This is a genomic window from Blautia sp. OF03-15BH, from assembly GCF_003463065.1.
In the GTDB taxonomy this organism is placed as follows: Bacteria; Bacillota; Clostridia; order Lachnospirales; family Lachnospiraceae; genus Limivivens.
On sequence record NZ_QSCM01000008.1, the window covers coordinates 23,982 to 44,191 of the forward strand.

Sequence of the window (20,210 nt, forward strand, 5' to 3'; positions counted from 1 at the left end):
AAAAAGTAACCGTTTTGTAAAAGATCTCGCATAAGAGAAAATTAAGAGGTTTTGAGGTTGCGATGTGTTGTGGTAAGATGATATAATCGGTACCGTAATAAAAGGAAGCTGTGCTTTCACAGAACCGGAAGTACAGCTTCAGAAACCGTTATCGAGAGCCTGAAAATTGGCAGATTTTGGAAAATCACAAAAAATTAAAAAAATTTCAAAAAAAGTGTTGACAAGAACTGGAGAGTGAGCTATAATCTTCATTGTTCCGAGCGAGAGAACGGAACGAAAAGAAAAAATGTGCGTTTAGCTCAGCTGGATAGAGCGTTTGGCTACGGACCAAAAGGTCGGGGGTTCGAATCCTCTAACGCACGGTATCCCCAGACAGATGTCTGGGGATTTTTGTTTGCAGGAAAACATGAGGAGTGTTCAATGAAATTAAAAAAGGTATATAAGACTCTGGCAGTGACGCTGGCGCTGTCCGTGACGTTTCCCTCAGGTTTCCATATGAATCAGAATGGAAAGCAGGCGGCTCATGTTCATGCGGCCGGGCTGGAAGAAGGGAACACGGAGACATCAGAGTTAGCTACAACAGCAGAGACAGAGAAGACAACTGCCCAGGAAAGCAGTGAGCCGGCGACAGAGCCGGCAACAGGATCCGGAAGCAGTGAAGCCCCTACAGAGCCGGCAACAGAAAGCAGCGAGCCGGTGACAGAGCCTGGAAGCAGCGAACCGGTGACAGAACCCGGAAACAGTGAGCCGGTCACGGAACCCGGAAGCAGTGAGCCGGTGACAGAGCCGGGGACCAGCGAACCGGTCACAGAGGTCCCTCCGGTGGTGAATCCGGATGAACCGGCGACAGAGGTCCCACCGGTGGTGGATCCGGACGAACCGTCCACAGAGCCGGTCACAGAGATCCCTCCAGTCGTGGATCCGGATGAACCGGTAACGGAGCCAGTCACAGAGCCGGATACGGAAGAACCGACAACGGCTGATACAGAGCCTCAGACAGACGAAACCGATCCCGATAAAAAAGAGGAAGATCCGAAGGAAGAAAATCAGGATAAGCCGGCTCTTACCAATGAGCAGCTGATCGCACTTCAGAAGATCGTGATTCCTCCTGCCATCGAGGAATCCTTCCGGTTTGTTACAGTGGATAAGGATTATGCGGTGGCAAATGTGGAGACACTTCAGATCTATGAGGGAAAAGATACGTCCTCGGACGTAGTGGGAACTCTGGGAAAGGGAGGCGTCTGCTATGTGCTGAACGCACAGGACCCTTCCTGGTATTATGTGGAGTCCGGTGTGGTAAGAGGGTTTGTGCGGGTTCCGGATCTTCTGACCGGAGCGGATGCAGATGCGTATGTTGCAGAAGAAGGCGAGACAAACCTGGCCGTTGCCACAGCTTCCAAAGAACCTATGGAAAACAGTGCCTATACCTATACAAAGACTACGGTCCGCAGTACGGTAGTAGGAAAACAGTATGCACTTTGTACAACCGATGGTGTGAATGTCCGGGAAGGGCGTACAGAAGATGCCAGAGTGACCGGCGTCATGAAACAGAACAGTCTGTGCTACATACTGGCAGATGCCAGTGAAGAGTGGATCTTTGTAGAATCCGGTGATGTCCGTGGCTTTGTGAAAAGAGAGTATCTTTCCACAGGAGACGGAGTGAAGAGTGAGATCCTGGAAAACGGAGAATCTGCTTATTCCTATGCGGAACTTAAAATTTCTGCAAAGGAGAATAAAGCCTGTTATTATACCATTACTTCCATCAAAAAAGGAAGTATTTCCGATTCCATCCGGGAATCTATGCTGAAATATGCATCCCAGTTTATTGGAAATCCCTATGTATGGGGCGGAACCAGCCTGACGCTCGGTGCGGATTGCTCCGGTTTTGTACAGAGTATTTATTCCGCTTATGGTTACAGCATCCCGAGAGTGGCAGAAGTGCAGGCTCAGTATGGCATGCAGATCCCGGTTTCCGAGGCAAAGCCGGGCGATCTGATCTTTTATGCAAAGGATGGAGCTGTCTACCATGTAGTGATGTATATGGGGGATGGAAAGACCATTGAGGCTGCCAACAGCAATCAGGGGATCATCTGTTCCGTTGTGGATACTGCGCATGCGGTCTGGGCAACCCGGATCATTTCCGACAGCGATTCAGACAAGATCGAGCAGGTAAATGACAACGCAGCCAGAGGGGTATCGTATACCAAGGCAAAAGCCGGAGATTCCGGCAATTATCTGGGAAGATTCAAGCTTACCGCATATTGCAGCTGTCCGATCTGCTGCGGTAAATGGTCCGGTGGAGCCACAGCAGGCGGAACTGTTCCGGTACAGGGACGTACCGTGGCTATGGCAGGTGTGCCGTTCGGAACCAAGCTGGTGATCGGTGGTCTCATTTATACGGTGGAAGACCGGGGAACACCATACGGACATGTAGATATTTATATGAACAGCCATACGGATGCAACGAACTTCGGTGTGCAGTATGCAGATGTGTATCTGGCAAACCAGCAGTAACAGCACGGTATGGCTCAATTGAAAAAAAGGCCGTTAAAGGAAAGCTTTAGCGGCCTTTTTTAGAAAGGAAACCGATGACGAAAGCAGAATTCTTGGAAATGATGGAGCAAAAGCTCACCGGTGAACTGGATGAACACACGGTTGGAAAAACGCTTCGTTATTACAGCGAATATATTGATTCGGAGATGAGGAAGGGAAAAACAGAGCAGGAAGTCCTGGAGGATCTGGGAAGTCCTCTGCTGATCGCAAGGACGATCCTGGATACGCAGGGAAACGGAACGGCGAACTTTTCACAGACTCGTCCGGAGGGGGAAGCAAAGGAAGAAGAAAAGGGGACAGAAAGCCATCGATGGAATAAATGGCTGTTTCTTCTGTGCCTTCTGGCAGTTCTGTTTTTACTGTTTACGATCTTGAGAGTTTTACTTCCGATCTTGCTGCCGGTGCTTCTGGTGCTTTTCGTGATCAGCCTTTTTAAGAAAGAATAAGAGAAGGAAAGGGAAGAAATGGAGGAAAAGAAAGACTATAAATTGTATCTGGACACAGCGACCATGGCCGGGAAGCTGATGCTTCAGAATGGGGCGGAGATTTACAGGGTAGAGGATACGATTCGAAGGATGCTGGAAGTTTCCGGTCTGAAAACGGCGGAAGCGTATGTGACAGCCACCGGCATTATGGTCACACTGGATGATCCCAAAGAGGATTCGATGACAGTGATCAAGAGGATTCCGAGCAGAGGGACGGATCTGAATACGGTCAGTATGGTAAATGATATTTCGAGAAAATTTTGCAGCGGGCAAATGACGCTGAAAGAAGCATTTCATGATCTCAAGCATCTGGATTCCAGACAATATACAGAACTTCAGAAAGCGCTTGGAATCATTGCAGTGTCTCTTTTTTTTGCCCTGGTGTTCGGAGGAACCTGGAAAGATGCTCTGGCGGCAGGGATTGACGGTGTGCTGATCGTCATGGCTTTGTGGCTTTCTAAATGGCTGGAACTGAATCCTTTCATGGAAACCATGTTTTCTTCCGTGCTTCTGGCAGCAGGAGCGGTCATCATGAGCTGGTTCATGGATATCAATGTGGAGATGGTGATCATTGGAGCGATCATGCCGATCGTTCCGGGGGCAGCTTTTACCATTGCCATCCGTGATACCTTGCAGGGAGATTATGTGGCCGGAAGTGCGAAAGCACTGGAGTCGATCATTAAGGTGGCAGCCATTGTGGTGGGAGCCGGTCTTGGAATGCTTATGGCAGGAGGGTTTCGTTTATGACCGTTCAGGTAATCAGCGCATTTTTTGCGATCATTGCTTTTTCTGTGGTAAATAATGTACCGAAAAAATTTTTGTTTTCCTGTGGAGTGGAAGGCTTTGTGGGCTGGTATGTCTATCTCTTGTTTCTGTCAGATACCGGCCCTGTTATGGCCAACTTTTTTGGCTCTCTGGCCCTGGCAATCATGGCCCATGTTTTTGCACGGACATTTAAAGCACCGGTGACGGTTTTTCTGATCCCGGGTCTTTTGATCCTGGTTCCGGGAGCGGGGCTTTTCCGTTCCGCTTATCAGCTGTTCCTTGGGACCAAGAGTATGGCAGCTTTTTATATGCTTCAGACTTTGGAGATCGCAGGAATGATCGCCCTTGCTGTTTTTGTGGTGGATTCTGTTTTCTCCGTTATAAATAAAAAAAGACAAGATCTGGAGGAACTTCTGGTAGAAGAAAAAAAGGAAAGAAGGTAAAGTTATGAATGGAAAAGCAGGAGCGTTTCTAAAGAGAAAAGATGTGGTTTTCTCCGCAAGCCGTTATGGTATCGATGCACTTGGAGCCATGGCGCAGGGATTGTTTGCATCCCTTCTGATCGGAACGATTCTGAGTACTCTTGGAGAGCAGCTGGGAATTGCCATTCTGGTGACGATCGGCGGGTATGCGAAAGCAGCCACCGGACCGGCTATGGCAGTGGCTATCGGTTATGCTTTGAAAACACCTCAGCTGGTATTGTTTTCTCTGATCGCAGTAGGAGCTGCAGCAAATGAACTGGGTGGAGCCGGAGGTCCCCTTGCTGTTCTTGTTGTTGCGATCCTTGCATCGGAATGTGGTAAGATCGTTTCCAAAGAAACAAAGATCGATATCATTGTCACACCGGCAGTTACGATCTCTGTTGGTGTCCTGTTATCTCTGGCTTGTGCGCCGGCGATCGGAAAAGCAGCAAGTTCTGTGGGAAATGCCATTATGTGGGCAACAGAACTTCAGCCGTTCTTTATGGGAATCCTCGTGTCTGTTCTGGTTGGTGTAGCTTTGACTCTGCCCATCAGCAGTGCAGCGATCTGTGCGGCACTGGGACTTACCGGTCTTGCAGGAGGTGCTGCGGTAGCCGGCTGCTGTGCACAGATGATCGGTTTTGCAGTTATGAGTTTTAAAGAAAACAAATGGGGCGGTCTCTTTGCCCAGGGAATCGGTACTTCCATGCTTCAGATGGGAAATATCGTCAAGAACCCCAGGATCTGGCTGCCTCCGACACTGGCGTCTGCGATTACAGGTCCTCTGGCAACCTGCCTGTTCCAGCTGAAAATGAATGGAGCAGCAGTGGCTTCCGGAATGGGAACCTGCGGTCTGGTAGGTCAGATCGGTGTGTATACCGGCTGGGTCAATGATGTGGCAGCAGGTACAAAAGTCGGAATCACAGCTTTTGACTGGATCGGCATGCTTCTGATCTGCTTTATTCTTCCGGCTGTGCTGACTCTTCTCATCGCAGTGCCTTTCCGGAAAAAAGGCTGGATCAAGGAAAATGATCTGAAACTGGATCTGTAAGGTTTTCATATCAGACAAAAGTAAAAATCCCGCTGTAAGCAGCGGGATTTTCATTTTGATGAAAGGACAGATTTTATGAAGGAAAATGAAATTCTGAAAATTTACGGCACGGATTATAAGGAGATGACAAAGCGTCTTCTTATGGAAGCAGAGTTGGAAAAAAGGATTCCGGGAAAAGAGGCCAGGATCGGGATCAAACCGAATCTGGTATCTCCCAGCGAAGCGTCCTGGGGAGCAACGACTCATCCGGAGATCGTAGCCGGTATTGTGGAATATCTTCAGGAGAGAGGATTTTCGAAGCTTCTGATCCTGGAGGGCTCCTGGGTTGGGGATAAAACCTCCGAATCGGCGGAAGTCTGTGGATATCTGGACCTCTGCAGCCAGTACGGGATCCCTTTTGTGGATACGCAGAAGGATTCCTTTCATGCAAGGGACTGCAAAGGACTGGAACTGAAGCTTTGTGATCAGGCGGTGGATCTGGATTTCCTTATCAATGTACCGGTACTGAAAGGCCATTGTCAGACAAAGCTTACCTGTGCATTGAAAAATATGAAGGGACTGATCCCGAATCAGGAAAAACGTCATTTTCATGCGCTGGGTCTTCATAAGCCCATTGCTCATTTAAATGCAGGTCTTCATCAGGATTTTATCGTGGTAGACCATATCTGCGGAGATCTGGATTTTGAAGACGGTGGAAATCCGGTCGTTCGAAACTGTATTATGGCAGCGGCAGATCCGGTTCTGGTGGATGCGCATGCAGCAGACCTTCTCTATTACCGGCCGGAAGAGATCCCTTATATCAAGATGGCAGAAGAACTTGGCGTTGGTTCCGCAGATCTTTCCAGGCTTCAGATCCGTCTGATTGGTGAAAAAAGTACAGTGGAAGATGGGAAACGCCTGCCGGAATCACGGAAAGTGGTAGAACTTAAAGATGCAGTGGAAGAGGTGGAATCCTGCAGCGCCTGTTATGGCTATCTGATCCCGGCCCTTGCCATGCTGAAGGATGAAGGACTTTTTGAGAAGCTTCATGAAAAAATCTCCATCGGGCAAGGGTTCCGCGGAAAAGAAGGGACACTTGGAGTGGGAAACTGCACGAGAAAGTTTGCTTATTCCTGTCCGGGCTGTCCTCCTACGGAACAGGAGATCTACGAGTTCTTAAAAACATATCTTAATGGAAAAAATGCTTGATTTCTTGATTGTATGACTTTATACTGATACTACAAAAAAGCGCCGGATCAGGCGCAAAATATGAAAAAGAGGGAGAAAAACGAACGTGAAAATGCAGAAAAAACAGATCGCGATGTTGATTTTCATTGCAATCATCGCTGTTCTTCTGGTGGTGTCCTTTCAGACACCGGGAAGCATTGCGGACAGTGAAACTTATCAGTGCGGAACCTATGCGACAATCTGGGCTCTGCTTCCGCCGGTGATCGCCATCGGCCTGGCTCTGGTGACCAAGGAGGTATATACATCTCTTCTGGCAGGAATCATCACAGGAGCCCTTCTTTATTCCAATTTCAACCTGGAACTTATGATCAATACCATGCTTTTCAACGAAGAAGGTGGAATGATCTACAAGCTGTCAGATTCCGGAAATGTAGGAATCCTGGTTTTCCTGGTTATGCTGGGAATTCTGGTATCTCTGCTTAACAGGGCGGGCGGTTCCGCAGCCTTTGGTAAATGGGCATCCAAACACATCAAAACCCGGATCGGAGCGCAGATTTCCGTCATGATCCTTGGCGTACTGATTTTTGTGGATGACTACTTCAACTGTCTGACCGTGGGAAGCGTCATGCGTCCGGTGACGGACCGTCATAAAGTGTCCAGAGCCAAGCTTTCCTACATCATTGATGCCACGGCAGCTCCGGTCTGCATCATTGCACCCATCAGTTCCTGGGCAGCAGCAGTTACCTCTTCCGTTCCGTCAGATTCCGGGATCAATGGTTTTGCCGTCTTTATCCAGACCATTCCTTATAACCTGTACGCTCTTCTGACGCTGGTTATGCTTCTTCTCATCACTCTTCTCCGGGTGGATTTCGGTCCCATGAAAAAGCATGAAATGAATGCCATCAAAGGAGATCTTTTCACCACTCCGGGAAGACCTTATGAGGGAAATGAGGAAGAAGTTCTGAAAGAAAATTCCCATGTGCTGGATCTGGTACTTCCGGTGGCAGTGCTCATCGTCAGCTGCATTGTGGCAATGGTTTATACCGGAGGCTTCTTTGAGGGCGTTTCCTTTGTGGAAGCTTTTGCAGATTCCAATGCTTCTGTTGGCCTGGTCCTCGGCGGAGCTGTGTCTCTGGTCTTTACCTTCATTTACTATATGATGCGTGACGTACTTTCCTTCCAGGAATTTACCGAGTGTATCCCGGAAGGCTTCAAGTCCATGATCGCACCGATCCTGATCCTTACCATGGCCTGGACTCTGTCCGGTATGACAAATCTTCTGGGGGCTAAGGTCTTTGTTGCTGATATGGTGGCAAAATCTGCAGGTTCTCTCCAGGGCTTCCTGCCTATGGTGATTTTCCTTGTGGCAGCTTTTCTGGCTTTTGCTACGGGAACCTCCTGGGGAACCTTCAGTATCCTGATCCCCATTGTGCTTGGAGTTTTCCCATCCGGTCAGATGATGGTGATCTCTATTGCATCTTGTCTGGCAGGTGCTGTCTGCGGTGACCATTGTTCCCCGATCTCGGATACAACGATCATGGCTTCGGCCGGCGGTCATTGTGAGCACGTCAACCATGTTGCGACTCAGCTGCCGTATGCACTTATGGTTGCAGCGATCTGTCTGGTCGGATATTTTATCATCGGTGTCCTTCAGGCTGTTGGCATGGCAGCATTTTCCTGGATCGCCCTGCCGGTATGTATCGTCCTCATGGTCGGTGTACTCCTGGTGATCCGCTCCAGAAACGGTGGAAAAGAAGAAATCTGATCAAAACAGGAAAGTCTCCTGCTTTTATTGCATAAAGCGATAAGCAGGGGACTTTTTTGCTGGAAAAACCAGACGGCAGAGTGCTTCATGAGATTCTGAAATAAGACAGGATACTCCTTGCAGACCTGTGTGGAATATGATAAACTGTATGCAGTTTCGGGCAGTGGAAGTCTGTCCAAAGAGGCAGCATCCGGCAGTGGCAGCGGCCGGGGCATGCAGCATGAGACTGCCGCATATTTTTACACAGGAACAGATTCTTTTGAAGATCTGTAAATTCAAGGAGGAGCAAGAAGAATGGAAAATGTATACATTATGGAGCACCCGCTGATCCAGCACAAGATCTCAATGCTGAGAGATAAAAACACAGGAACCAATGAATTCCGTAAACTGGTAGAGGAGATCGCAGTTCTTATGGCGTATGAGGCTTTCCGTGATCTCCCGATGGAGGATGTGGAAGTAGAGACTCCCATTGAGACCTGTCAGACTCCGTTTATTGCAGGAAAGAAACTGGCTGTTGTTCCGGTGCTTCGTGCAGGCCTTGGAATGGTAAACGGTATCCTTACCCTGGTTCCGTCTGCAAAAGTAGGTCATGTAGGACTTTACCGTGATCCGGTGACTCATGAGCCTCACGAGTATTATTGCAAGCTTCCGGAATCTATCGATGAGCGTATCAGTGTGATCGTGGATCCCATGCTGGCAACCGGCGGATCCGCAGAGGCAGCTGTGGATTATGTAAAGAAACAGGGAGGACGCAGCATCAAATTCATGTGTATCATTGCCGCTCCGGAAGGACTGGAGAGACTTCACAAGGCACATCCGGATGTTCAGATCTATTGCGGACACCTGGACCGCTGCCTGAATGACCATGCATATATCTGCCCGGGACTTGGAGATGCCGGTGACCGTATCTTCGGAACCAAATAAGCGTATGGGATATCGTGCAGGAGAAGAAAAAGATCTGGAAAATATCATGACCGTCATTCATGATGCCCAGAGGACGATGGGAGAAGCCGGTCTGGATCAGTGGCAGGATGGTTATCCTTCGGAAGAAGTGATCCTGGGAGATATCAGAAAGGGAGAGAGTAGAATCTGGGAAGAGGAAGGAAAGATCCTCGGAACCGCGATGCTTTCCTTCCGCGGAGAATCTGACTACGATCGGATCTATGATGGAGAGTGGAAGCTTGGAGACGTTTCTTATGCGACGATCCATCGCATTGCCGTATTGTCTGCAGACAGAAGACGGGGAACCGCCGGGAAGCTTCTGAAAGCCATGGAAGAAGAAATCAGGAAAAACGGTTTTTCTGTGATCCGGATGGATACACACAGAGACAATGTGCCCATGCGGACCTGGCTGGGGAGCCATGGTTTTCTCCATTGCGGTACCATCTTCCTTGGAAGAACAGAGGAAATGAGACTGGCATTTGAAAAATCACTTTCCAGTGAAAAATAAGAGCTGTGTTTGAAGAAGGACAGGCCGCGGAAGATTTTCCGCGGTCTGTGTTATTCTGTTAAAGCGTTTAACACAGTTCAACGAAGTTCTGTGTTTCCGAAGCGGGGAGGATAACAGGAGACCTGACTGACGGTGAGAAAAGAAAGGATGAAAAACGTGAACGAGACAGACATTCATATCCGGATCGCAGAACCGGAAGACGCGGAGGCACTTCTGGCTGTTTATGCTCCTTATGTGGAAGAAACGGCAATCACCTTCGAATATGCCGTGCCTTCCGTAGAAGAATTTCAGGAAAGGATCAGGAACACCCTGCAGCAGTATCCCTATCTGGTGGCAGAAGACGAAAACGGGATCCTGGGTTATGCTTATGCCGGCCGTTTTCAGAGCCGGGCGGCTTATGACTGGGCAGTGGAAACCTCTATTTATATCCGGAAGGATCAGAAAGGACGGGGACTGGGACGGCGTCTCTATCATGCGCTGGAGGAAGGGCTGAAAGAGCAGGGAATCCTGAATGTGAACGCCTGCATTGCCTGCACAGTGACGAAGGATGCGCATCTTACCAATGACAGCATTTACTTTCATGAACATATGGGGTACCGTCTGGTAGGAACCTTTTATCAATGTGGCTATAAATTTCAGCATTGGTATGATATGGTCTGGATGGAGCGGATGATCGGAGAGCATAAAGAAAAACAGGAACCGATCCGGCTGTTTCCGGAAATCCGTAGCCATTTTTTATGCTGGCTTTTAAAAAATGAATAAGATATTTAATTGACTTTTAACCTGAATTAAGTATAATGACTTTAATGTTTGTTTTACATGGGAGGTATATAAATGGCGAAAGTCAGACTGGTGGATATTGCCGCACAGGTCGGGGTGAGTACAGTCACCGTGCATAATGCGCTGACCGGTCAGAAAGGTGTCAGCGATGAGCTGAGAGCTGTCATACAGAAAATGGCGTCAGAGATGGGCTATCGTCCGGTATCTTCAGCCAGAAGACAGGAGAGAAACCGGATGCTGCGGAGTATCGGTGTCCTGATCCATGAGCAATATCTGGCGGAATATACGACGTTTTACTGGAAAATGTATCAGGAGCTGGCTCTGGTAGCCACAGATAAAAACTGCATGGCAGCGGTGGAGATCCTGAAACATGACATGGAGGATCACCAGATTCTTCCACGCATGGTGGAAGAAAACCAGGTAGAAGGTCTCATTGTCATGGGAGAGATCAGCAGGGAATATATTCGTTTTATGAAAGAACAGACCAGGATACCGATTATTTTTCTGGATTTTTATGACAAGGAACTGGCGGAGGATGCGGTGATCTCGGATAATTTTTACGGCATGTATCTTCTGACGGAACTACTGTTTGAACGTGGCTACCGGAAGCTGGCTTATGTGGGAAGTATCCACAGGACCAGCAGTATCATGGACCGTTATTGTGGTTTTCATAAGGCAATGCTGGAGCATGGAGAGGAGCTGCCGGAGGAATGGCTCATTGAGGATCGGGACCGGCTCGGAAATATCGAATTTTCCGTTCCGGAAAAGCTTCCGGAGGCCTTTGTCTGCAACTGTGACCTGACGGCAGGAAGGTTGATACTCAAGTTGGAAAAACTAGGCTATAAGGTTCCGGAGGATGTGGCAGTCATTGGTTTCGATAATTTTCTTTACCCTGGTTTGCCGGATAAAAAAATTACGACATATGAGGTAAATACCCGGGCGCTGGTAAAGATCGCTTTGGAGAAGGTTATGAAACGATTGAAAAATCCTTCTTCTGGAAAAGGGCTGAACGTTGTTTCCGGTCATATCGTAGAGAAGGAAAGTGTAGGAAAACTATCACACGGAAATAAATGAAAAATACTGCCTGTGAAAAAGGAGAAATCTTTTTTCACAGGCAGTATTTTTTTGCTTGATTAAAAAAATTAATTTTATCGTTCAAGTGATCGGAAACCAGAGATCAAGCAATGAAAAAAGATAAGATTCATTGTGAAATTTACATAAAAACAGAACTTAAAATTTCCACATAAGTAACAGAATTGAAATTTTAAGTAAAAATAACTTGAAAATTAAGTTAAATATGCTAAAATAATTTAAAGATGCTATTTGCGTGAGTTGCTTTACAGATGAGCAATTCGCAGGCATCCGTTGTGGGCAAAAAAACTTTTGACTCCAATATCATGTGAAAAGGTAGGGGATCAACATGAATACATTTGTTCCGGAAATCAAAGAACATCTGAAAAACAGGCTCATCCCGTTCTGGGAAAGCCTGAAGGATCAGGAGTACGGCGGCTATTACAGCTGGCTGGATTATGATCTGAAGCTTGACAGGAAATATGAGAAAGGCTGTATTTTAAACAGCCGGATCCTCTGGTTTTTCTCCAACGCTTATGCACTTCTTAAGGAGGAACATTTAAAAGAGGATGCAGACCATGCCTATGAATTTCTGAAAAACCACTGCATCGACCGGGAGTACGGAGGTGTGTTCTGGTCTGTGACCTTTGACGGAAAACCGAAGGATACGACCAAGCATACGTATAATCAGGCATTTGCCATCTATGCATTATCGTCTTATTATGATGCCACCGGCTGTAAGGATGCTCTGGATATTGCCAGAGGCCTTCAGCTTCTGATCGAGGAAAAAATGACCGATGCATATGGCTATCTGGAAGCCTTCACCAGGGATTTTCAGCCGGAGAGCAATGAGAAACTCTCCGAAAACGGTGTGCTGGCAGAGAAGACGATGAACACGCTGCTTCATGTGTTTGAAGCTTATACCGAGTTTTACCGGGTGACGAAGGATCCCTTTACAGGCGACCGGCTTCGCTTCATGATGGATCTTTTCGCAGATAAGGTATACAACAGAGAACGGAAACGGCAGGAGGTCTTTTTTGACAGAACCTGGAACAGTCTGATCGACCTTTATTCCTACGGCCATGATATCGAAACATCCTGGCTGATGGACAGAGGGCTGGAGGTACTTGCCGACTCGGCTTATACGGAAAAACTGGCACCTGTTACGGCAGAGATCGCAGAAGCAATCTACGAGAATGCTTATGTAAATCATTCTCTTATGAATGAGGCAGAAAAAGGCGTGAATGATACCACCCGTGTCTGGTGGGTCCAGGCAGAGACGGTCGTAGGCTTTATCAATGCCTGGCAGAAAAAGCCGGAGGAAAAGAAATTTCTTCAGGCTGCCTTGGATGTCTGGGAGTACATCAAAACGTATCTGATTGATCCCAGAGAAGGATCCGAATGGTTCTGGTGTGTGGATGCAGATGGAATGCCCAGCCATAAACCAATCGTAGAACCCTGGAAATGCCCGTATCATAACGGAAGAATGTGTATGGAAGTGATCAGGAGGATGAAAGATGCTTCATAAACAGTATTATGTGGAAAAGGCAAAGGTTGACAGACTGGTTGCCAGAAAAAATCAGAAGAGTGATTTTTACAATGGAATTTATGACCGGTATCAGTATCCGGTTCTGACCCGGGAGTTCGCACCGGTGCACTGGAGATATGATCTCAATGAGGAGACCAACCCGTATTTTGAAGAGCGGCTTGGTATCAATGCCGTGATGAATTCCGGAGCGATCGAACTCAACGGAAAGTATTATCTGGTGGTTCGTGTGGAAGGAAATGACCGGAAATCCTTCTTTGCAGTGGCAGAAAGTGACAATGGCATCGATGGCTTCCACTTCTGGGATTATCCGGTGGTTCTGCCGGATACTTGTCCGGAGGAGACCAATGTATACGATATGCGTCTGACCAAACATGAAGACGGTTGGATCTACGGCGTATTCTGCTCTGAGAGCAAGGATACCACCAATCCTGATCTTTCCGCCGCAGTTGCGCAGGCAGGCATCGTCCGCACCCACGATCTCAAAACCTGGGAGCGTCTGGACAATCTCAAAACCTTACGTTCTCCGCAGCAGAGAAATGTGGTGCTCCATCCGGAGTTTGTCGATGGTAAATATGCATTTTACACCAGGCCCATGGATGGTTTCATCGAGACAGGAAGCGGCGGAGGAATCGGCTTTGGCCTCTGTGATGATATCGAGCATGCAGTCATCGATGAAGAAAAGATCATCAGCCGCAGGGTTTATCATACCCTGACGGAGTCCAAAAACGGAGCCGGAGCTGTTCCGTTTAAGGGAAAGAAATGCTGGATCCATATTGCACACGGCGTAAGAAATACGGCAGCCGGTCTTCGCTATGTGCTCTATGCCTTCGGAACGGACCTGAAAGATCCTTCCAGGGTCATTGCAGAGCCGTCTGGCGTGTTTCTGGTACCGCTTGGCAATGAGAGGGTTGGAGATGTATCCAATGTAGTTTTCACCAACGGAGCCATTGCAAGAGAGAATGGGGATGTATATATCTATTATGCATCCTGTGATACAAGAATGCATGTGGCAACCACAACGGTGGATCAGCTGGAGGATTACTTGTTTCATACGCCGAAGGATCCGCACCGGTCTCCGGATTGTGTGAAGCAGAGGTGTGAGATGATCCAGAAAAATCTGGAGCTTCTGGCTGAATCAAAATAAGATTTTATATGGGGGCTTTTGGAAAGCCCCAACGAAAGATTGCAAGGGGGAAAACCATCAGAGTTGCGAAGTCCTGGTTTTCCCCCTTGCATCCCCCTTTCCAGGGCACGCAGAAAACAGGGGGCTTACGTCAGACTGGGAGAGTGTGAGATGACGGTTGGGTGGTAGATTGCGTTGGTTTGGTTTACATTGTTTTTGTTGACTTATTTTAGCGTTTTGTAATATGCAGCCAATTTAACATGAGAAACTAACCACTATATCATCGTACATTCCCAGTATGACGTAAGCCCCCTATTTTCTAGCGTGCCCTGGAAGGGGGAGCTCGAGGGGGAAACCAGGACTGCAAGACTCCGATGGTTTCCCCCTCGTTATATATTTCTACGCTTTACCAAAGCCTGTACAATATGGTAAAATAGCTTGAAAACAGATTAAGCATTTCCTGCTTCAGATACGCAGAAGCATTGAGCGGCGGAGAAGGGAGATGCGTATGGAGGAGAATTGCTATGGATGCAATGAAAACTTATGAATTTTGGTGTACTTCCCCTTATTTTGATGAGGCAACCAAGGAAGAACTTCGTGCCATCAAAGAGGATGAGAAGGAGATCACAGAGCGGTTTTACAGAGAATTGGAGTTTGGTACCGGAGGTCTGCGCGGAATTCTGGGAGCAGGAACCAACCGCATGAATATTTACACGGTAAGGAAGGCAACACAGGGACTGGCAAACTTTATCATCAAAGAGCATGCACAGGAAAAAGGTGTGGCGATTTCTTTTGATTCCCGTCATATGTCTCCGGAATTTGCCAAAGAGACGGCACTCTGCATGGCTGCAAACGGGATCAAAGCTTATATTTTCCCGTCTCTGCGCCCGACACCGATGCTGTCCTTCGCTGTCCGCGAGCTTCACTGCACCGCAGGTGTTATGGTGACAGCCAGCCACAATCCGCCGGAGTACAACGGATATAAAGTATACTGGGAAGACGGCGCACAGATCACTGCACCGAAGGATGCGGAGATCATCCATGAAGTACAGTCCATCACAGACTACGGTGCATTAAAGACCATGAGCGAGGAAGATGCCAAAGCAGCAGGTCTTTATGAAGTGATCGGAAGCGAGATCGATGATAAATATATGGAAGCCCTGAAAAAACTGGTGCTTCGTCCGGAAGCCATCAAGGAGCAGGCGGATCAGCTGAAGATCGTTTATACTCCGCTTCACGGAACCGGAAATCTGCCGGTGCGTCGTGTTTTAAAGGAGCTTGGCTTCACACAGGTCCATGTCGTAAAAGAGCAGGAACTTCCGGATGGCGCGTTCCCCACGGTCAGCTATCCGAATCCGGAGGACAAGAAGGCATTCGCTCTGGCGCTGAAGCTTGCAAAAGAAGTAGATGCAGATATCGTTCTTGCAACAGATCCGGATGCAGACCGTCTTGGCGTTTACGCAAAGAATACAGAAACCGGCGAATACCAGAGCTTTACCGGAAATATGTCAGGTATGCTGATCCTGGAGTACCTTCTTTCCCAGAGAAAAGAGCTTGGTATCCTTCCGGAGAACGGTGCAGTTGTTACGACCATCGTATCCGGGAAAATGGCCCGCGAGATCGCAAAAGCTTATCATGTAACGCTTATTGAGACCCTGACCGGTTTCAAATACATCGGCGAGCAGATCAAATTCTTTGAACAGGATCACAGCCATGAATTCCTCTTTGGTTATGAGGAGAGCTACGGCTGTCTGGAAGGAACTCATGCAAGAGATAAAGATGCGGTCGTTGCTGTGATGGCTCTCTGTGAGGCAGCAGCTTATTACAAATCCAAAGGTCTTACTCTCTGCCAGCAGATGGAGAATCTTTACAAGACCTATGGCTATTACAAAGAGAATCTGATCTCCCAGACCTTTAAGGGAATGGAAGGAAAAGCAAAGATCGATGCTCTGATGGAAGGCTTCCGTGCCAACCCGCCGAAGAACGTAGGTCCTTTCCGGGTTCTTGCAATGGAGGATTACCGTTCCAGCATCCGCACCGATGTGACGACCGGAGAAACCTCCGAACTGACCCTGCCGAAGTCCAACGTGCTCTACTTTGAACTGGAAGACAAGGCATGGATCTGTGTACGTCCTTCCGGTACGGAGCCGAAGATCAAGTACTATGCAGGTATCAAAGGCGTTGACGAGAAAGATGCCGATGAGAAAGTGGCAGCTCTTTCCGCAGCACTGGAGGCACTGGGAGAGTAACATAGTCTAATTATCCAGTAGTCAATGTTCCATAAGGCGTTTTGACATGAATATGGAAAAATCCAGAGGATTGCATGCAAAATAGAATAAGCTGATGTGCTTCTGCGAAAAATCATAGAAGTACATCAGCTTTTTTATATATTATGATTTTTCAAGTCATACGAAGGTGTATGGCCTGTTTTGTCTTTATAAGCCCGAAGAAAATAATTATATCCATGGAAACCGGTTTTTTCACTGATGGTCTTCAAATCCAGATTACTATGCAGTAACATTTGTTGTGCACGTTCGATACGATAAGTGACCAGATAATCGATAAAAGATGTTTCCAGTTCTTTCCGAAAAAGTCGGGAAAGATGAGTAGGAGACACATGCAGGTGTTCGGCCATGTCATTTAACGAGAAATCTTCCGCAAAATGTTCATGGATATAAGATAACGCTTTTTGAATGTGTTCTGAATAGCGGCGGCTTCCAACACCAGGAACATTCTGAAGAAGAGAACATAGATAATTGGCCAGGAATTTTTCAATTTCTTCCACAGACATATGAGAAAAATCTATTGCCTGTGGCTGAGAGGGAACATTACGGAATTCTGTGTTCTGGCTTTGGTTAAATCGAAAACCCAACTGCAGGATCTGGTGGATTAACTTCTGAGAAAGAATAGAAGAATCCTTTTGGTAGCGGGCAAAAATCTGATGCAGGCTTTCTCTTGTACGGGAAATATCAAGAGAAGAAAGGGCTTCCATAAGATTCTTCTCCTCCAAGAGGTTCAAACCATTTTCAGCAGAAGAAAGAGAGGGAGAAAAATTTTGCTGGCTTAGAGAACAGAAAGTCTGTTGATAAATTTGGGGGAGAAGCTGGAAATCGGAAAATGCAGGACTGACTTCAAAAAGGCAGGACACATTAAAAAGTTTCTGAATATTAGCGGTCAGAACCCGCATACAGCGTGCTGCCTGAGAGCAAAGGTCTGTTTCAGAATACGGATTATCACTATGGAAAAGTATACCGAAGCAGCCATATTCCAGATGAATGATCAGTCCATTGTCGAGTGTGGCAAAAATACTGATAGCAAGATTGAGTACGGAGTCGATCAGCTTTTCACGGTTCATGCCGGAGGAAAAATGCGTGACCAGAATAAAATTTGTAATCTGCATCAGAGCCAGACAGTGTGGGTTTTTGTCAAAGTCTCGTTGTGTGACCATATGTGAATGTTCTGCCGGAGCCGTAATTCCCTGATGGATCAGAGAAGAAAAATAACGTTGTTTGGCCAGTGTTGTGAAATAAGAAAACTGGGAAGTTTTTACACCTTCTTGTTTCATAAGCTGTGTAAGTTCAGACAGCTTGTCAAAGAGAAGGTGCTCTGTGAGCTGATGTTTCAGGAGATAATCATATGCGCCATATCGCATAGCGTCTCGGACAAAAGAAAAGGTATCATAATTACTGAGGATAAGTACTTTAACAGGAAGTTTTCGCTGAAAAATTTCTTTTGTCACTTCTACACCATTCTTTTCGGGCATGTCAATATCAAGTAGCAGAATATCTGGGTGAAGTGTTTCGATGAGTTCAAGACAGATGGCACCATTGGTTGCCTGTCCGGTAATTTCATATTCGGACGGATGAGTATGGATCATTTCAGTCAGTCGATTTAAGATCAGGATATCGTCATCTGCAAGAAATATATGTATCATGAAAATCACTCCTTTGAAAATTCATTTAATCCTAAATTTAACTTTTGCTTCCATCGGGAGAAGTTACTTCAGCAGGAAAAGAGAGGCTGACGGTAGTGCCGCAGCCGGGAGCACTGATGATAGAAAAAGAAGCTTGTTCACCATATTGTAGTCGGAGACGCTCGATGATATTATGAACACCAATCCGAAGAAATGTATTTTTATCAGATTCAGCACCTTGTAAAACAGTATGGATTTTTTCTTCACTCATGCCGTTTCCATTGTCTGAGATATCGATAAAAAGCATTTCTTTTTCCAAATAGATAGAAATATTGATAAGGCAGTCATCTAAGCAACCGGAAAAACCATGGATCATAGCATTTTCTACGATGGGCTGAAGCAGAAGCTTGAGAATCCGGCAATTGTAAGTTGCCGGATCTACCTGAAAATCCGTCTGTACAGTGCATAAAAGATTATATTTTTTGATATCAATATAAGCCTGTAGATAAGAAATCTCCTGCTTGATAGTGACAAAACTTCCCTGATTAGAGAGGGAACGGAGCAGATGAGTGAAGGAGGACGAGACTTCCTGAATGTTATATATATTTTGAGCTTCTGCCAGCCAGGTGATCGTATTTAGTGTATTATAGATCATATGCGGATTGATCTGACTTTGCAGAGAATTAAATTCCAGGATACGTTTTTCCTCTTCTTCTTTTTGAATCTCTTCCAGAAGTGTTTTGATGCGATGTGACATATCAATAACACCAGAAGTCAGTTGACCAATTTCATCTGCAGAATGGATCGGAAGGTTAATATAGAAATCAGCGTTTTTGCCAAAACGTGATACAGCTTGATTCAGGGAAAGTATATTTCGTGTAAACGTGTGGGTCAGAAAAATAATGCCGAATACAGTTGCTGCAATCACAAGAAAAAATGCCAGGATAAAAAGCTGGATCACCTCGGATGATTCACGGAAGACAGAATCTTTTGTGATCAATGTGGCAATTGAAAGACCATGTTGACTGGAAGGCATCTGTGTGAGGAGAAAATCTGTATGATTTATGGAAACGGAAGACAGTTTCTGACGGAGTGCTGTAGAAAGATTTTCTGATATTAAAAGACGGTCATCAGATCTTGAAGAATATAAGATTCGTTGACTGTCCTCCAGTACATATAAAATACCAGAATCACTTTCAAAGGGCAGCAGAAGATTATCTAGATAACTGACAGGAACCTCAACCAGAATTGTACCAAGGTAGCTGCCTTTCTGGTAGACGCTTCTCCCTAAAGTGATCATAGATACATCGTCATAGCCTTCCAAAGCACGGTTAAAGATGATCGGATTTCCATTTCCTGTCATAATACGCTGAATCAAAGCAAAATCTGTGTGCAGCATGGAATTATAGGAAGCTGTGGAATGGTAGATTCGGTCATCGTAACCAACTACTGTGATATTGTACTTATAATCAGAAGTAGAATTTAAGAGTTCCAAAATGCTATTCAGTGATTTGTAATCTTGAAACCATTCATAAGTAGGAACTTCTGCGGAATCAGAAAGTATTCGTATTACATGCCAGTCCAGAATCAGAGAGGTGGCGATACGATCCATGTCAGAAAATAACTGATCAAACTGTTCCTGTGCATAGCTTATCTTCTCCTGGGTGGAAGATAATTCTTTTTTCTGAAGAACAGACTGAAGTTTTACAGCAAAAATCTGGGTAAGGATTATCAGTGGCACGATCAGAAGAAACAAAAAAGTAACAAAAAATTTTGTTGTAAGAGATGAACGGATTTTTATGCATATTCTCTGAAACATAGTTTTTCTCCTGTCTGTATTTATGAAAATATTATAACAACAAGAGGAAGAATGGGTCAATAGAAGAACGAAAAATGCTAAAATAGTGAAGCAGGATGATAAATATGTGTAGTTTCATGAAGGTGATGGTCTGTTATACTAAAAATACTTAGAAGAAGCGAAGCGACTATTCAGTAGCCATATTCCGTGAGATAACTTGCATGAATATACCAAAATACCATCGACGAAAGTGATTTGCACTGAATGTTTGCTTGTAAT

17 protein-coding genes and 1 tRNA gene are annotated in these 20,210 nt (G+C 46.2%); 16 read left to right on the top strand and 2 right to left on the bottom strand.

The features are described from left to right. Window positions 1-288: 288 nt before the first annotated feature. The 16 genes from DXA57_RS09920 to DXA57_RS09990 all read left to right on the top strand — a co-directional run bounded on the left by DXA57_RS09920 (window position 289) and on the right by DXA57_RS09990 (window position 16,469). Window positions 289-362, top strand: a tRNA-Arg gene (locus tag DXA57_RS09920). A gap of 58 nt (window positions 363-420) precedes the next feature. Then, window positions 421-2,514, top strand: a complete 2,094-nt coding sequence (locus tag DXA57_RS09925; protein ID WP_117767107.1) for an NlpC/P60 family protein — start codon at window positions 421-423, stop codon at window positions 2,512-2,514. A 74-nt stretch (window positions 2,515-2,588) separates the two neighbouring features. After that, on the top strand, window positions 2,589-2,999 hold the full coding sequence (locus DXA57_RS09930; RefSeq protein ID WP_117767109.1) for a DUF1700 domain-containing protein: 411 nt from the start codon (window positions 2,589-2,591) through the stop codon (window positions 2,997-2,999). Window positions 3,000-3,017: 18 nt separating this feature from the next. Beyond that, complete coding sequence (locus DXA57_RS09935) at window positions 3,018-3,785, top strand: threonine/serine exporter family protein (RefSeq protein ID WP_117767111.1); 768 nt, start codon at window positions 3,018-3,020, stop codon at window positions 3,783-3,785. Further along, complete coding sequence (locus tag DXA57_RS09940) at window positions 3,782-4,246, top strand: threonine/serine exporter family protein (protein WP_117767113.1); 465 nt, start codon at window positions 3,782-3,784, stop codon at window positions 4,244-4,246. The genes DXA57_RS09935 and DXA57_RS09940 overlap by 4 nt, the downstream gene beginning before the upstream one ends. 4 nt (window positions 4,247-4,250) lie before the next feature. Beyond that, a complete protein-coding gene (locus DXA57_RS09945; protein WP_117767115.1) occupies window positions 4,251-5,315 on the top strand; it encodes a PTS transporter subunit IIC in 1,065 nt (354 codons plus the stop codon). A 75-nt stretch (window positions 5,316-5,390) separates the two neighbouring features. Further along, window positions 5,391-6,503: a DUF362 domain-containing protein gene (locus DXA57_RS09950; protein ID WP_117767117.1), complete on the top strand. Its 1,113-nt coding sequence runs from the start codon at window positions 5,391-5,393 to the stop codon at window positions 6,501-6,503. A 91-nt stretch (window positions 6,504-6,594) separates the two neighbouring features. Continuing rightward, window positions 6,595-8,247, top strand: a complete 1,653-nt coding sequence (locus DXA57_RS09955; protein ID WP_117767334.1) for a Na+/H+ antiporter NhaC family protein — start codon at window positions 6,595-6,597, stop codon at window positions 8,245-8,247. A 129-nt stretch (window positions 8,248-8,376) separates the two neighbouring features. Further along, complete coding sequence (locus DXA57_RS17205) at window positions 8,377-8,520, top strand: hypothetical protein (protein WP_158571295.1); 144 nt, start codon at window positions 8,377-8,379, stop codon at window positions 8,518-8,520. Between the two features lie 21 nt (window positions 8,521-8,541). Next, window positions 8,542-9,171: a uracil phosphoribosyltransferase gene (gene upp, locus DXA57_RS09960; protein WP_117767119.1), complete on the top strand. Its 630-nt coding sequence runs from the start codon at window positions 8,542-8,544 to the stop codon at window positions 9,169-9,171. Beyond that, window positions 9,146-9,697: a GNAT family N-acetyltransferase gene (locus DXA57_RS09965; RefSeq protein WP_158571296.1), complete on the top strand. Its 552-nt coding sequence runs from the start codon at window positions 9,146-9,148 to the stop codon at window positions 9,695-9,697. Before upp ends, DXA57_RS09965 begins: the two co-directional genes overlap by 26 nt. Window positions 9,698-9,844: 147 nt before the next feature. Beyond that, window positions 9,845-10,459 (top strand): GNAT family N-acetyltransferase, encoded by a 615-nt coding sequence (locus DXA57_RS09970; protein ID WP_117767336.1) that lies wholly within the window; start codon window positions 9,845-9,847, stop codon window positions 10,457-10,459. A 72-nt stretch (window positions 10,460-10,531) separates the two neighbouring features. Continuing rightward, window positions 10,532-11,551 carry a LacI family DNA-binding transcriptional regulator gene (locus DXA57_RS09975; protein ID WP_117767123.1) on the top strand — a complete coding sequence of 340 codons (1,020 nt, stop codon included), beginning with the start codon at window positions 10,532-10,534 and terminating at the stop codon, window positions 11,549-11,551. Between the two features lie 346 nt (window positions 11,552-11,897). Continuing rightward, complete coding sequence (locus DXA57_RS09980; RefSeq protein WP_117767125.1) at window positions 11,898-13,076, top strand: AGE family epimerase/isomerase; 1,179 nt, start codon at window positions 11,898-11,900, stop codon at window positions 13,074-13,076. After that, window positions 13,066-14,241, top strand: coding sequence for a glycoside hydrolase family 130 protein (locus tag DXA57_RS09985; RefSeq protein WP_117767127.1), 1,176 nt, complete (start codon window positions 13,066-13,068; stop codon window positions 14,239-14,241). Before DXA57_RS09980 ends, DXA57_RS09985 begins: the two co-directional genes overlap by 11 nt. Before the next feature lie 503 nt (window positions 14,242-14,744). Beyond that, window positions 14,745-16,469: a phospho-sugar mutase gene (locus DXA57_RS09990; RefSeq protein ID WP_117767129.1), complete on the top strand. Its 1,725-nt coding sequence runs from the start codon at window positions 14,745-14,747 to the stop codon at window positions 16,467-16,469. A gap of 134 nt (window positions 16,470-16,603) precedes the next feature. Here the strand turns inward: DXA57_RS09990 and DXA57_RS09995 are convergent, their stop codons facing one another. Both DXA57_RS09995 and DXA57_RS10000 read right to left on the bottom strand, forming a co-directional pair. Then, complete coding sequence (locus DXA57_RS09995; RefSeq protein WP_117767131.1) at window positions 16,604-18,154, bottom strand: response regulator; 1,551 nt, start codon at window positions 18,152-18,154, stop codon at window positions 16,604-16,606. 37 nt (window positions 18,155-18,191) lie between these two features. Further along, the gene (locus tag DXA57_RS10000; RefSeq protein ID WP_117767133.1) at window positions 18,192-19,952 is read right to left on the bottom strand and encodes a sensor histidine kinase; all 1,761 of its coding nucleotides are present in this window, start codon (window positions 19,950-19,952) and stop codon (window positions 18,192-18,194) included. Between the last annotated feature and the right edge of the window lie 258 nt (window positions 19,953-20,210).